The 13,883-nt window shown below is 59.6% G+C and carries 14 protein-coding genes; 8 read left to right on the forward strand and 6 right to left on the reverse strand.

The window, feature by feature from the left end; all coding sequences use genetic code 11:
• Positions 1 to 48 precede the first annotated feature (48 nt).
• Positions 49 to 987, reverse strand: coding sequence for a phytanoyl-CoA dioxygenase family protein (locus tag SPHV1_RS11825; RefSeq protein WP_197277712.1), 939 nt, complete (start codon positions 985 to 987; stop codon positions 49 to 51).
• A gap of 117 nt (positions 988 to 1,104) precedes the next feature.
• Positions 1,105 to 1,794 carry an SDR family NAD(P)-dependent oxidoreductase gene (locus SPHV1_RS11830; RefSeq protein WP_054946251.1) on the reverse strand — a complete coding sequence of 230 codons (690 nt, stop codon included), beginning with the start codon at positions 1,792 to 1,794 and terminating at the stop codon, positions 1,105 to 1,107.
• Positions 1,795 to 2,064: 270 nt separating this feature from the next.
• Between SPHV1_RS11830 and SPHV1_RS11835 the strand changes: the two genes are divergently transcribed.
• The 5 genes from SPHV1_RS11835 to SPHV1_RS11855 all read left to right on the forward strand — a co-directional run bounded on the left by SPHV1_RS11835 (position 2,065) and on the right by SPHV1_RS11855 (position 6,585).
• The gene (locus SPHV1_RS11835; RefSeq protein ID WP_054946252.1) at positions 2,065 to 2,604 is read left to right on the forward strand and encodes a cupin domain-containing protein; all 540 of its coding nucleotides are present in this window, start codon (positions 2,065 to 2,067) and stop codon (positions 2,602 to 2,604) included.
• 63 nt (positions 2,605 to 2,667) lie between these two features.
• Positions 2,668 to 4,188, forward strand: coding sequence for a fatty acyl-CoA synthetase (locus tag SPHV1_RS11840; protein WP_054946253.1), 1,521 nt, complete (start codon positions 2,668 to 2,670; stop codon positions 4,186 to 4,188).
• 25 nt (positions 4,189 to 4,213) lie between these two features.
• On the forward strand, positions 4,214 to 5,023 hold the full coding sequence (locus SPHV1_RS11845) for a TauD/TfdA family dioxygenase (protein WP_054946254.1): 810 nt from the start codon (positions 4,214 to 4,216) through the stop codon (positions 5,021 to 5,023).
• Positions 5,024 to 5,279: 256 nt separating this feature from the next.
• Entirely contained in the window at positions 5,280 to 6,002 is a 723-nt protein-coding gene (locus SPHV1_RS11850) for a glutathione S-transferase family protein (RefSeq protein ID WP_082430977.1), read from the forward strand.
• Between the two features lie 118 nt (positions 6,003 to 6,120).
• Positions 6,121 to 6,585, forward strand: coding sequence for a nuclear transport factor 2 family protein (locus tag SPHV1_RS11855; RefSeq protein ID WP_082430978.1), 465 nt, complete (start codon positions 6,121 to 6,123; stop codon positions 6,583 to 6,585).
• Between the two features lie 114 nt (positions 6,586 to 6,699).
• On the opposite strand, the gene SPHV1_RS11860 is transcribed toward SPHV1_RS11855, so the two are convergent.
• The 4 genes from SPHV1_RS11860 to SPHV1_RS11875 all read right to left on the reverse strand — a co-directional run bounded on the left by SPHV1_RS11860 (position 6,700) and on the right by SPHV1_RS11875 (position 10,284).
• Positions 6,700 to 7,323, reverse strand: a complete 624-nt coding sequence (locus tag SPHV1_RS11860) for an EthD domain-containing protein (protein ID WP_054946256.1) — start codon at positions 7,321 to 7,323, stop codon at positions 6,700 to 6,702.
• A gap of 74 nt (positions 7,324 to 7,397) precedes the next feature.
• Positions 7,398 to 9,062, reverse strand: a complete 1,665-nt coding sequence (locus tag SPHV1_RS11865) for a class I adenylate-forming enzyme family protein (RefSeq protein ID WP_054946257.1) — start codon at positions 9,060 to 9,062, stop codon at positions 7,398 to 7,400.
• 3 nt (positions 9,063 to 9,065) lie between these two features.
• Complete coding sequence (locus SPHV1_RS11870) at positions 9,066 to 9,488, reverse strand: nuclear transport factor 2 family protein (RefSeq protein WP_054946258.1); 423 nt, start codon at positions 9,486 to 9,488, stop codon at positions 9,066 to 9,068.
• A 40-nt stretch (positions 9,489 to 9,528) separates the two neighbouring features.
• Positions 9,529 to 10,284 carry an SDR family NAD(P)-dependent oxidoreductase gene (locus SPHV1_RS11875; protein ID WP_054946259.1) on the reverse strand — a complete coding sequence of 252 codons (756 nt, stop codon included), beginning with the start codon at positions 10,282 to 10,284 and terminating at the stop codon, positions 9,529 to 9,531.
• A gap of 240 nt (positions 10,285 to 10,524) precedes the next feature.
• Here SPHV1_RS11875 and SPHV1_RS11880 point away from each other — a divergent pair, with 240 nt between their 5' ends.
• The 3 genes from SPHV1_RS11880 (at position 10,525) to SPHV1_RS11890 (ending at position 13,882) form a co-directional block, all read left to right on the forward strand.
• Positions 10,525 to 11,349: an alpha/beta fold hydrolase gene (locus SPHV1_RS11880; RefSeq protein ID WP_231634648.1), complete on the forward strand. Its 825-nt coding sequence runs from the start codon at positions 10,525 to 10,527 to the stop codon at positions 11,347 to 11,349.
• Between the two features lie 164 nt (positions 11,350 to 11,513).
• Positions 11,514 to 12,290, forward strand: coding sequence for a nuclear transport factor 2 family protein (locus SPHV1_RS11885; RefSeq protein WP_054946261.1), 777 nt, complete (start codon positions 11,514 to 11,516; stop codon positions 12,288 to 12,290).
• A gap of 59 nt (positions 12,291 to 12,349) precedes the next feature.
• Positions 12,350 to 13,882 (forward strand): class I adenylate-forming enzyme family protein, encoded by a 1,533-nt coding sequence (locus SPHV1_RS11890; RefSeq protein ID WP_054946262.1) that lies wholly within the window; start codon positions 12,350 to 12,352, stop codon positions 13,880 to 13,882.
• The last annotated feature ends 1 nt before the right edge of the window (position 13,883 follow it).

Below are 13,883 nucleotides of genomic sequence, written 5' to 3' on the forward strand. Positions count from 1 at the left end.
CCCCCCCCAGCCATGCAGCGAGCGCGTCCTTGCATTCCTTATTGTATCTCAGGGTTCACCGATGATCGGGAAATTCGGGTGATCGAACGGTTCGTTGACGCCGATACCCAGTCCATCGAAGGAACGGTGCGGCGCGCCAGTGTAAAGCGCATCCGAGGGAAAATAGGTCATTGCGAGACCCCAGCGGACATTATCGGTAAGGTTCGGACCGGCCGAATGTGGCGTCAGTGCATCGTGAATGGTCGCGTCACCCGCATTCAGGTGTAGCGGCGGGCTGACCCCACACTGCTCCTCTATTCCCGGATAGGCTTCCACCATGTCCTGATCCTCGATATGTGAGTAGCGGCCCATCATGCCCAGCCGGTGCCCGCGATCGATGAAACGCAGCGAGCCCATTTCCGGGCTGACCGGTGCGAGCGCGAGCCAGAGCATCACCATCGATTCCCGATCGAACGGAAAATAGGGGCGGTCCTGATGCCAGCCCGTCGAACCTGACCCGGTCGACGCCTGACGCCCTTTCACGAAAAGCGTGTTGCCGATGCGCCGCGCCTTGCGCGGACCCGTGAACGGATTGCTCATCAAACGCGCCGCGACATGACCCAGACTGCGGGAATCGTAAAGGCGCTGGAACGCCTCGCTGGCCTTCGACGGTTCGTTATAGATGTGGAACTGCGCCATCTGGTGACCGCGTAGCCCCTTATCCGCGGCGTTGCCGACGCGACTGACATTTGATTGCAGTTCACCGTTGGCATCACCCATCATCAGCCGCTGCGCTTCCGACCGCAACAACTCGGCATCTTCCGCGCTGATGAGCTGCGGCAGCTTGACCCAGCCATGCTCGTAAAAAAATTCGCGCTCTGCCTCCGTGACATCGCGCGCCACGATTGTCCGATCCTCCACCATCAACTCTGTCATATCGAAAATATCCTCATCCTTGTTCAGATTACACGCGCACGGCGATGCGACAGAAACAGATGCCCGGCTCAAGCTTGCCAAAACATCCTATAGCACCCTGATTTCATATATTACATGTAATTTTATGTCAATATCTCGCCAAGATCTCTAACGCCAGGAGAGTATTATTCCTGCCGGGCCGACGTCAAATCAGGTGGACTGGCCGCGCGTCACGGGGAGCAATGCTCCACTGATCGAACGAGCCGCAGGCGAGGCAAGGAACAGGATCACATCTGCTATCGCCTGTGGCTGCACCCATTGTGCAGTATCCGCGTCCGGCATGTCGGCCCGATTGGCCGGTGTATCGATGATGCTGGGCAGTATCGCATTGACCGTGACGCCGCTGCCCGCCAGTTCAGCCGCCAACGCCTCGGTCAACCGATGTACGCCAGCCTTGGACGCGGCGTAGGCGCCCATGCCCGCGCCCGCCTGGACGGCTGCCTCAGCCCCGATATTGACGATCCGGCCTGCGGGCGAGCGTTTTAGCATGGGAAGCGCCGCCTTGGTGATCGTCATGTTGGAGCGAAGGTTCATGGTGAACATCTTCTCCCAGACCTCAGCCCCGCCCTCTTCAACCGTCTGCCAGGTGAAACCTCCAGCAACATTCACGAGGACGTCTACGCCGCCGTGCGCGTCCGCCGCGTCAGCCACCGCGCGCTCAGCCATAGCGGAGTCGGTCAGATCAATCCCTGCGAAATCCAAGCCCCGCTCAAAGCTGTCCGGGGCAACAGGTGCGAAATCGACTCGCGCGACCCTGTCGCCCTGATTGGCGAAGGCGGCTGCCACGACGCGGCCCAAAACCCCAAAAGCACCCGTTACAATGATACTGCGTCCACTCACGAATTAGCTCCCATATTGAAAATTGTGACAGATAACAGTCGACATCCTCTCCGTGCTTTATTCAAATCGCCGGCGGCTGCACCGCACTTATCGACTGTCGGGATCGCTTGCACAACGCCTGTTATACCCGATCAGAACTTTGGAACCTACGTTCGGCTTGGTCATGAATGGCGTATCTGGCCGAAACGCTCGCAGCCAACGATCCCCGATTGACTCACCTCCGATTACATGTAATATTTGATATGTGCTACCGATGATAGGAGAGAAATCTTGCCTGAACTGATCACTCCCAAGAATCCCGCGGCTGCGCCGGAAGGCGAGCGCCCCAAAATCAAGCTTTTCCGCTTCGCGGACACCTACCCCGTGCAGTGGCACGAGAACAAAATCGGTGCGACGCACCGCCCCTGGTGGTTCTACGACGTTCGCGACTCATCGGACTGGTTCAACATTTTCTGCATTTCCTGCCTCCAGCCCGGCCAGTCGGAAGGCTTCCACAGCCACCTGCCCGAGAATGAAGGCCCGTATGAGTGCTGGTACTTGGTCTATCAGGGCAAGGGCCAGGTGCGGACGGAATTTGCCGACTATAATGTCGAAAAGTTCGATGCTGCCTTCATTCCGCCGCACGCTTCGCACCAGATGCGCAACAATTCGGACGAGCCGCTCTGGTACGCCACGCTGTCGTCGCGCGGCGGCCATCCGCTGCGTGTTGATACCTATCAGATGGAATGTTCCGAAGCGCGTCCGGGCTACATGGAAGAATATGAGCGCATCATGGCGGTCCGCCGCGAGAATGGCCTGCCGGTTCCATAAGCGGGCCAGTCTCCAACCTTGAACAAAACGAAAAGCCACTAAAAAAACGACACAGGAGTGGACATGGCCGGGGAACCGAATGCGATTTTCAGAGGCGTCGTGCGCAGTGCCCGACGCGCACCCGGCGCAGTGGCTATTCGTTTTGTTGATCGTAGCTGGACATATGGGCAGTTGGTTGCGGCCGCGGTTGCCTTTGCCGATGAACTGACCCGTCAGGGCGTTCATGCGGGCGACCGCGTCGCATTTCTGGGGCGCAACAGTGACGCCTACGCAATCGGCTATCTCGCTGTCCAATATCTGGGTGCGATCCACGTACCGATAAACTTCATGCTGCGGGAACATGAGGTGGCCTATATCCTCAATCACAGCGCCCCGCGGCTGTTGTTGACGGACGATGAATTTTCAGCCGTCGCGCAGGCCGCCGTCGCGGCCACCGGTCCGCACGTCGATTGCCTGCCGCTGAGGGCGCCACAGTCGTTCCAACCCTTCGACTTTGCCGAAGATCAGCGCGAACCGACGGAACTGCCGCGACCGGCGCAGATCGCCTATACCAGCGGCACAGAATCCGCACCCAAGGGTGCGTTGCTCTCGGACCAGGGACTGGTCCATCAATATCTGAGCTGCATCGCCGTAGGTGAATATCTGGAAAGCGATGTCGTCGTCCACGCGCTGCCACTCTACCATTGCGCCCAGCTTCATTGTTTCCTGATACCGTCTTTGTTCCTCGGCAGCGAAAACATCATTCTCGATCGCGTCGACATTGGCGAAGTCATCGAAACGATCCAGACGGCCGGCGCCACTTCCTTCTTCGCGCCGCCGACGGTCTGGATCAGCATATTGGGTCATCCCGGTTTCGATCCGCAGAAATTATCCTCCCTGCGCAAGGGCTATTATGGCGCCTCGATCATGCCGACAGAGGTCATCCATCGGATGCAGGAGCAACTGCCCTGGCTACGCTTTTGGAACTATTATGGCCAGAGCGAGATCGGTCCGCTGGCGACCGCGCTTCGGCCTGAAGAACATGAGGAGCGGCCCGCTTCCGCCGGTCGGCCAGTGCTGTTCGTCGAAACACGCGTGGTCGACGACGACATGCACGACGTGGCGCAAGGCGCGGTGGGCGAGATCGTCCATCGCTCTCCGCAACTCCTGATGCGCTATTATCGCGACCCAGAAAAGACCGCAGCGGCCTTCGAGGGGGGCTGGTTCCACAGCGGCGATCTCGGCGTGATGGATGACAAGGGCTATATCACGATCGTCGACCGTAAGAAGGACATGATCAATTCGGGCGGTGAGAATGTCGCATCGCGCGAGGTGGAAGAAGCCATCTACAAGCATCCCGCTGTGGATGAAGTTGCGGTGGTTGGCCTGCCCGACGCCAAATGGGTGGAGCGGGTCTGCGCCGCCGTCGTATTGAAGACAGGCAGTTCCGCGACCAGCGAGGACATTTTGCACGTCTGCAAGGACATGGCCCCGTTCAAACGCCCCAAGGACATCGCCTTTGTCGAAAGCCTGCCGAAAAATCCGTCGGGGAAGATTTTGAAGCGAGAACTGCGCCTGTTGCTTTCCGACGCGGCGAATATCTGAACACCTTAGTTTTGGGAGATCGACGATGAGTATTCATGCAAAACCGCTTTCATCCTCGTTCGGCGTCGAGATCATTGGCCTTGACCCGCGCAATCTGGATGCCGAAGGCAAGGAAGCCGTCAAGCTTCTGTTTGACAATCATCATTTTCTTCTCTTCCGCAATGCCGGCGTGGACGAGGACCAGCATCTCAACATCGTCAAGGCAATCGGCCCGATTTCGGGCGGCGATGCGCTGATGAAGGACGGCAAACAATTCACTTACATCTCCAACGTCCATACCGACGGCCGCCTGCCCAATGGCGAGCTTTTCTATCATTCGGACCACATGTTCCTGGCAAAGCCGCTCAAGGGCATCTCGCTCTATTCGATCGAAGCGCCACGACAGGGCGGTGAAACCCGCTTCTTCAACGCGGCCGCCGCTTATCAGGGCCTGCCGGCCAGTCTCAAGGAAAGAATCAAGGACCTGTCGGCCCGGCACGTCTACGACTACAGCGTTAATCGCGGAGACAAGCGGCCAGATGCAGAGCATCTGAGCGACAATGCCGACACCTACATCCACCCGCTTGTCTGGCATCACCCCGAAAGCGGCACGCCACTGCTGTTCCTGAGCCGCCTGTTCACGACCGACATCATTGGCCTGGACAAGAAGGAGAGCGACGAACTGCTGGACCAGTTGCTGGACTATGTCGACAGCCGCGGCGACGACTATGTGCACAAATGGGAAGCAGGCGACCTCATCATCTGGGACAATCTGCATCTCCAGCATGCACGCAACGATTTCCCCGCCGGGGAGCGCCGCGCCCTGCGTCGCGTACCGATCGCCTTGGCCGCGTAAATGACAGGCGGGAGGGACGGATGGCCCTCCCCCGCTTATGCGGCGCAGATGTGGTTAGGCTCAGGCCTGACACGATGTTTTTGTGTACCGTCCATGCCGGGAATGGTCGTGTTGTCATGCGCGACAAACAACGGGGCGCGATTATCGACGACTGAATACTAGCTGAAAGATAGGTTCAGGTATATGGCATGCGCAATACCGTCAAGCGGTACTCAAGCCGAAATCGGCAATAAGCGGGCCATAATAGGAGCAAAGGATGATTGAACTATTTGGTGGCGACACGCCCAATGTTATGAAGGTCGTCATTGCTCTGGAGGAACTAGGTCTAGAGTATAAGCATAATTATTTTGATATCGTCAACGACAAGGATGATCCGAAATTTCGTGCGGTAAACCCGAACGGCCGGATTCCAGCGATTATCGATAGTGAAGGTGTTGACGGTAGCCCGCTGCCGTTAGCCGAGTCTGGCGCAATTCTCTACTATTTGGCAGAAAAGCACGGAGCATTCTATCCTACCGATCTTAAGAAACGCTATGCCACCATGCAGTGGCTGATGTTTCAGATGTCGGGTATCGGCCCGATGTTCGGTCAATATGTCTATTTCAGCCGTCGTGTTCAGAACCAGCAGCATGGTCACGATCGCTATGCAACAGAAGTGCTTCGCCTTTATGACGTTGTGGAAAAACGTCTCGGCGAAAGCCGTTTCCTGGCATGCGACGAATATACGATCGCGGATATGGCGACTTTCCCGACGCTTCACTATGTCAAGGTAACGGGCATGAATCGCGCCGATTATCCCAATATCGGGCGTTGGATGGAAGAGATCGCCGCTCGGCCGGCTGTGGATCGCTCATTCAAGGCGATGGGTGATATAGATCTGGAGGCCCCCATGAGTAGCTATCCTTTGACCGAAGATCAGTGGGATCGCATGTTCGGCCGAGGCAAATATTCCCGAGCAGATAGCCTCCGAGACGCCTGATCGTCTCGGTCTTGCCGGTTGTGTAGAAATTTCCGGATCACCAAAGGAGCGGTCGCCAAACTGTCGCCAGATGGTTTGGGGCCGCCACATCATGTTATGAAGAAGGAAGCGCGCTTCCATGACTGTTTCAGGATTGACCGATCGAGAGCAGATTTACGACCTTAAAGTCCGCTATGGTCGCGCCGTCGATACTTACGACACGGACCTGATGCGCTCCTGCTTCACCGAAGGCGCCACCTGGCGCTATGATCCGATCGGCGGCGAGGGCCAGCTCATGCGCGGTTGGGACGAGTTTTCGATCTTCTGGGCGCAGATGCAGGAACCGATGCAGTGTACGCATCAGTTTACCAATTTCACCTTCGATATACAGGGCGATGACGCGGCCTATTCCTGCCTGCTGCTGGCGCAGCACTGGCCACGCGATGCGGATTTTGCCGGCGGCAAGGTGCCTCTTTTCACTGTCGGAGGACGCTATGACAGCCGCGCCCGACGGACGAAAAGCGGATGGCGCATCTATGAGCATCGCGAGACGACGCTGTGGGAATGTGGCGAGGCGGGCGCGATATGGGGTCAGTCCGGTTAGGCTTCTGCCCGACCACACTTCCGACCGGTCAGATAGCCCCCAGCGTCATGTGCCGAGCGCGATATGACCGCGAGGACGCGACCCACCTCACCTTTCATCCATGGGGCCGCATGGTCACGATCCTCCCCAAGAGGATGGTGCGCCGATGAAACAATATTCGCTAGCGTACAATGCGTCGCCAGTATCCTCACCCACGCTCTCCATGTCGGGGAACCAGGACATGCGGATGATCCGGGCAGCCGATTCCACCTTTTCCCAGTCATAGCTGTCGGTCATGACAAGCTGGTGGGCGACCAGATTGTCCACGACCCTGCATGCGCGGGAATGCGGCGGCGGCACATTGTCAGCGTCAGCAAAGGTCTGGATCAACTTGATGCCGGGCGTCCGCTGCTCCAGCGCGGAATCGATCGGCGTTCCGGCAACCATGATGTTCTCCTCGGTGACGACATAAAGTTCGAAACCGCTGAACAGTGACTGGTCGTCCACCAGCACCTGCTGGAAATCCTCCATCGACTTATAGGCCTGAGCGGGCGTCAGTAGATGCATGACATCAGGTACGACCCAATGCTCTGTGACGGCAGCAGGAAATCCGTCACCATCGACGATGTTGACGGTGTAACCGCGAAGCCCTTGCGTCAGCTTTTTCCCCAGTGGCGCATGGTTGTTGATGTAGTGATGGACAAAGTTCTCAGTCGTCCTATTAGGATGTTTCCTGAAAAAAAATATGCTCTTTTCCATGATCGATCCTGCTCCTTTTCAATTATTTGACCTTCCATGCACCTTCCCGGAAAATCATGCTATCGAGCGCGTCGTTATTTCTTCCCCATATAGGCCCCGACATCGATCTTCCCATCTGGAACGAAGCTCTCGGACAGTTTGAACTTCTGGATTTTGGTTGCGCTCATAGGCCATTCGGTGACAAAACGGACATAGCGGGGGACTTTGTAGCTCGCGATATTGCCTGCGCAATATTCTATGACTTCGGCCTCTGACATGGTTTCGCCGAATTTGAGCTCGATATAGGCGGCTACAACTTCTACCAACCGGTCATCCGGCGCGCCGATGATCTGGGCCATCTTGATCTTGGGGTGGCGCGACAGGAAGCCCTCGACCTCAACTGCCGCGACATTCTCGCCGCCGATCTTCAGCATGTCCTTGATGCGACCGCCATAGGCAAGTTGGCCATCCTCATCGATCCAGCCGGTGTCCCCGCTGCGGAGCCACCCGCCGGGCAGCATCGTCTTGGCCGTCTGCTCCTCATCCTTGAAATAGCCGGAAAAGAGAGGGCCCGCGATCTGAATTTCGCCCTTTACGCCGGTGGGCAGTTCTTCGAGCGTTTCCGGGTCTACGATGCGGATGCGATGCGTGCGCAGAGGCTTGCCGACGCGTTCGACCCGCTGGTCGAGCGTGTCGTGTGGGCTGGCCATAGCGCTGATGCCGCCGCTTTCGGTAAGGCCATAGCAACCGATCTGCGTCGCCTGCGGAATGGCTTCGGCAAATTTGCGCAGCAAATCGGGCGCGCCGATATTGATCATCAGGCGCAGGCGTGACAGGTTATGGCGCTTGAAATCGCGATGGTCGATCATGGCCGCGGTCAGCGCCGGGAAAGCCGAATAGCAGATGGTCGCCCCGGTGCGAGCTATTTCCTCTAGAGCGGGGCCGGCCTGGAAATGAGTCTGGCATACGAAGGTCGCGCCCACCAGGCGGCAGGCGTTGAGCGGCAGATGCGACGACAGGTGATAAAGCGGAAGTGGATCCCAGAAAACATCCTCCTCGGCCAGTTCCAGACGCTCCGCAATCGCCCCCGCCACCTCCTCGACCACGCCATGGCTGATCATGCACGCCTTGGGCTGCGCCGTGGTGCCCGATGAGAAGATGATCATCGCGGTGTCATCGGGCGAAACCGCCGCAACACGCTCGGCCAGCATCTCATTCGAAATGTTGAGGCCCCCCTTTTCGAATTCGACTTCGGTCGGCCACTTGTCCTCATCGCGCGCGTTAAAGTGAAATACGCTGAGAAGCCGCGGTGCAGCCTCCACACGCAATTCTTCGCCGGCGCGCCATTTGCCGAGTTCCGGGAACTGACTACACAGCAGCGCGCGAAGGTCCAGATGCGGACGCGCCGCGCCAGTAATGAACAGCTCCGTGATTTCTGCGTGGCGCAAGACATATTGCAGGTCTTCGCCGCGATAGCGCGCATTGAGAACGACCGCACAGGCGCCGATCATGTTGATGGCGCCGACAAGGATGGCATATTCCCAACTGTTGGGCATCAATATGCCGATATGTTCTCCCGGCTGGATCCCCAGCGCCAGCAGGTTTCGCGCACAGGCGATCGTCTGGCGCGCGAATTCGGCATGGCTGGCCTGACGGTCGCCCAAGATGAAGGCAGTCCGGTCAGGCCATTTTTGCGCGGCCTGCAAGATGGAATGGCCGATAGTATTGGGTCTCGCATGGAGATCCAGCGCAGAAGTCATGTTTTATTCCTTGGCTGCAAATATTGTGTCGCGGTAGCCAATCTTCCATTCGCCATCCTCGACCACGAACTTGTCGACATATTTCGCGACGACATAGGGCGCCTCCAGCTTGGGCTGGCCCGTCGCATTCTGGCGATAGCTGCGATAGACGGTGACATAGGACACTGCTTCGGCGGTTTCAGGGCCGGTGACAGTCACCAGCAGGTTGGTCGCCGCATGGATCAGCGGATCGGTCGTCAGCTTGTCGAAGAAGGCGCCGATCGCGGCATGGCCCTTGATCTCGCCCGTGTCGGTGCGGTTGAGTACCCCGTCCCGCGCGAACAGCGACACCAACCGTTCGAACTGACGCGTGTCGACACATTCGCAATAGTCCAGCATCAGCCTTTGGCACGCGCGCTCGGCCAGAAGCGTGTTCAGATCAGTCATTTTCCGTCTCCCAAGTTGCAAGAGCTCACCCCGAATGAGGTCACAGAGATAAACCACCGTCGGCGATGATTGTCTGCCCCGTAATGAAACTTGCCTCGCTCGAACACAGGAAGGCAGTGATGCCGGCGACATCCTCGCCGCTACCGAAACGGCGTAGCGGCGTATTTTTCCTGGCCTGTTGCCAGATTTCGTCGCTGTAGATCGTGTTCATCAGCGCGCCGCCGATGCCGACCTCCATGATGCCGGGCGCGACCGTATTGGCGCGCACGCCGAACCGCCCTTCCTCCTTGGCGACGGCGCGACAGAGCGTTTCCGATCCCGCCTTGGGAACGGCGGACAGGGCATCGCCAACGACGAACCAGTGCGGCGCGACCGATCCGATATTGACGATGCTCCCGCGCGTCTCGCGCAACACGGGAAGGACCTGCCGGACGAGGGCAATGAATCCCATCAGTTCCGCCTGCACGGCCTCATGCCACTGGCCGGGCTGCAATTTCGACACATGAATCTGCGGGATGTGGACGCCGGAGGAAAAGATCACCGCCCGCAGCGCCCCGCTGCGTGCGTGGGCGGACCGGACGATCTCGGCCAACGTCTGCTCATCGGCGACATCGAGCCGGTGGGACGCAACATCGGCGATCCCGCCAAGCTCCTCGCACAGCGCCTTCGCCTTCGCCTCGCTTGACCGATAGGTGAAGTCGACGTGATCCCAATCCTGGGCCAGACGGCGGACGATAGCGCTTCCCAGCCCCCCCGTGCCGCCCAGAACCAGAGCACCACCTTTCTCCTTGTTCACCCCTCACTTCCCTTCCCGAGGGCGCGGACGACCCCCATTCAAAACTCTTGACGCCAATCTATCGGAGCCGCCGCGCCCAAAACCTATCTTGCGACGAGTATCGGTGGGAACGGCGAATCCGACGCCAGCAATTTCGTCGTTCCATGGACCCGGGTGGATTATGACCTTTCTTTGGGTAGGTTACGGCGGGGAAGCGGTCGCCATCATGGACGCATGAAAAGGGCTACACCCCTTCACCAAGTGCGCCTGCTCGGCGACGGCCTGTCGCTGGCGGCCGACATCTATGGCCCAACATCGGGGCAGCCGGTGCTGTTCTTTCACGGCGGCGGGCAGAGTCACCGGTCCTGGCGCGGCCCGGCACAACTGCTGGGCGCGGCAGGATACCAGGCGATCGCGGTCGATCTGCGCGGGCACGGCGAGAGCGATTGGGCAACGGACGGAGACTATCTGCTCGACGCCTATGCGCGCGATGTGGAGGCACTGATCGATCGGCTGGAGGGGCCGGTCGTACTTGCCGGCGCTTCGCGCGGCGGACAATCGGCGTTGGTCGGCGGATCGCGCAGGCCGGGCCGCGTCGCGCTGATCATGCTTGCCGATGTCGCCCCAGCGCTGCGCGATAAGGGGGTTGATGAAATCCGCGCCTTTTTCGCTGCGAGCATGAATGGATTTCGCAACGCTGATGCTGCAGCGGACGCACTCTCCCGTCACCTGGGCCGCGAACGGATCGCCGACACGTCGGGCCTGCTCGCGGCGATGCGCCGGGGCGAGGACGGGCGGCTCTACTGGCGCTGGGACCCGGCGACGGTGAGGCCCGAATTCCTCCATCCGCCATCGGAGGGAGAGGCTCTGCTGGCCGCCGCCCGCCGGCTGCGCGATCCGGTTGTTCTGGTCCGGGCGGAGCTTTCCAGCATCGTCACCGATGAAAGCGTCGCCCTGTTCCGCAAGCTGACGCCGCAACTGGAGGTCGTGGTCGCCCATGGTGTCGGCCATATGTTCACCGGCGATCAGAATGACGCCTTTGCCGAGACGCTGCTGGAGCGGTTGCGGCGGATGGCTGGCGGCTGACGATCCTCGTCGCCTATCGTCGGAAAGGTGCGCGCACGCCCACCCCGGCGTCATGCCATCCGATGTTGAGATGCCCGTTGCTTCATTGGCAACGGCAGCACGAAAATGACCCGAGACTTTTCAAATCACGAAGGGAATGTGAATTGGACCCCTTAAGCAAATTGATGCAGAGATACTGCTTCGCCTATACGGCGACCCATGACTTCAGCGTCGCCGACAAGATCATGGCCGACGACTATACATTCTATATGGGCGAGCACGTCTTCACCGGCCGTGAGGAAGCCTACAAGCCCGCCGCCGACCGTCAGTTCAAAGCCTATCCGGGCCTGGGCTTCACCGTGCATGATTTCTTTTCGAACGGTGATCGCTGCGCCATGTTCTTCAGCGAACATGGTCATTCCCTGCAATATGACACCCCGACCGCCTGGCACGGCGTCAGCCTTTATCGCTGGAATGGCGAGCGGCTGACGGAATGCCGGATCGAGCAGGATTATTATGGCCGCCGCCGTCAGCTCAACAGCAAGCTGCCCGACCCGATCGATCAGGCCGCCTACGCACCCTGGACCGTGCCGGTCGAAAAGCCGAGCGCCGAAAATGAGCGGATCGTCACTGACTGGATCGAAAAAGGCGGCCTGCTGCGCAGCGCGATCGGCAGTCTGGACGATGAGGGCGTCGCGCCCTCCATCGACCGCGTACTGTTCAGCGATGAAAGCGCCAGGATCGTCGACATTCTCTCGGCGGGTAAGCGGGTCGCCTTCCAGGTTGCCATCGACGGCGCCTATGCCGGCGGCCTGCCGGCGCTGGCCGGCCAGGAAGGCACCCGCGCGTCGCTCTATGCCACCGGCATCGCCTATGTCGAAAATGGCGAGATCGCCAAGGTCCACGCCGTCACCGATCGTTACACGATGGAACGTCGGGTGCTGGCGGCGGCCAAGGGCTGAACAACAGAAAAATGGGGTCGCCGCCGCGAAAAGGGCGGCGACCGTCGGGGAGAGAGACTATGTTCCAGTTGGACCTGATTGCGCCGATCGGCGATCTGCTAGGTCGACAGGCGGCCAAGGCCGCGACCAAAATCGCATATCAGGATGCGACCCGGGGCGTGACCTATGGCGACCTGCAACACCGGACCCGCAATCTGGCCGGACATCTCGCCGACAACGGTGTCCAGAGCGGGGATTGCGTGGCGATCCTGCTGCCCAACTCGGTCAACTGGGTCGAATCCTGTTTTGGCATCGTGCGCGCGGGCGGCATCGCTGTGCCGATCAGTATCGAGGCCAGCGAGAGCGAAATCCTCTACCGGCTGACCGATGCGAAGTGCCGCGCCGTCATCACGACGGCGGCGATCGCCACGACTGTCAGGACAATCGCCGCAACCGCGAAGATCGATCTGCTGGTCGTACCGACAGGTCCGGCGGAAGAAGGCGATGCCTCCTTCGACAACTGGAGCCAAAGCCCCGCACCTGCTCCCGCGCGCGACCCACTGGACATCGATGCAACGGCGTTCATCGTCTACACGTCCGGCACCACCGGCCAGCCCAAGGGCGTGCAGCTATCGCTGCGCAACCTGTTGTGGGTTACGGCCGCCTGCTGGTCGCCGATCCTGGGCCTGAATGATCAGGACAAGCTGCTCTCGCCATTGCCGCTCTACCATAGCTATGCGCTGAACCTGACCGTCATCTCCATATTGGCGACAGGCGCCTCCATCCATCTGATGGAAAAATATTCGACCCGGGAAGCCGTCGATCTGCTCGGTTCCGGCGACTTCACCATCTTCCCCGCCGTGCCCACGATTTTCCACTATCTGCTCGACACCGCCAGAAACGGTCAGGTCACGCTGCCGGGTATCCGCGCCTGCGTGACGGCTGGGGCGATCATGGCCGGCACCGCCAATGCGGAGTTTGAAGCGAACTTCGGCGTCCCGCTGCTGGACGGATACGGCATCACCGAAACCGCAACGATGGTGACGATGAACAGCGCCACTGGCGGAAGGATCATGGGGTCCTGCGGCCTGCCGATTCACGGATTGGCCGTGCGCATCGTCGACCCGGTCACCCTGAAGGACTGCGCACCGGGCGAGGAAGGCGAACTGATCGTGCGGGGCCCCAGTGTCATGGCGGGCTATCTGAACAAGCCGGAGGAAACCGCCAAGGCCCTGCGCGATGGTTGGTATCATTCGGGCGACCTTGCCTGTGCGGACGCCAACGGCTTCCTGACGATCACGGGGCGGATCAAGGAGCTCATCATCCGAGGCGGCCAGAATATCGCGCCGGCCGAAATTGAGGAAGTCGTGCAGACGCTCGACATTGTACTGGACTGCGCGGTGGTCGGCTTGCCCCACGCCCATCTGGGTGAAGTGCCCGGCCTGTTCATCATCCCACGCGACAAGGAATTCGACGAGGCAGTGGTTATCGACCATTGCCGGGCGCACCTGTCGTCCTACAAGGTGCCGCAGGTGATCCATATCGTTACGGAAATTCCCCGCACCGGATCGGGCAAGATCATTCGCTACAAGCTGAGAGAACTGGTTTCCTGAC

Source organism: Novosphingobium sp. KN65.2, from assembly GCF_001368935.1.
Taxonomy (GTDB): Bacteria; Pseudomonadota; Alphaproteobacteria; order Sphingomonadales; family Sphingomonadaceae; genus Novosphingobium; species Novosphingobium mathurense.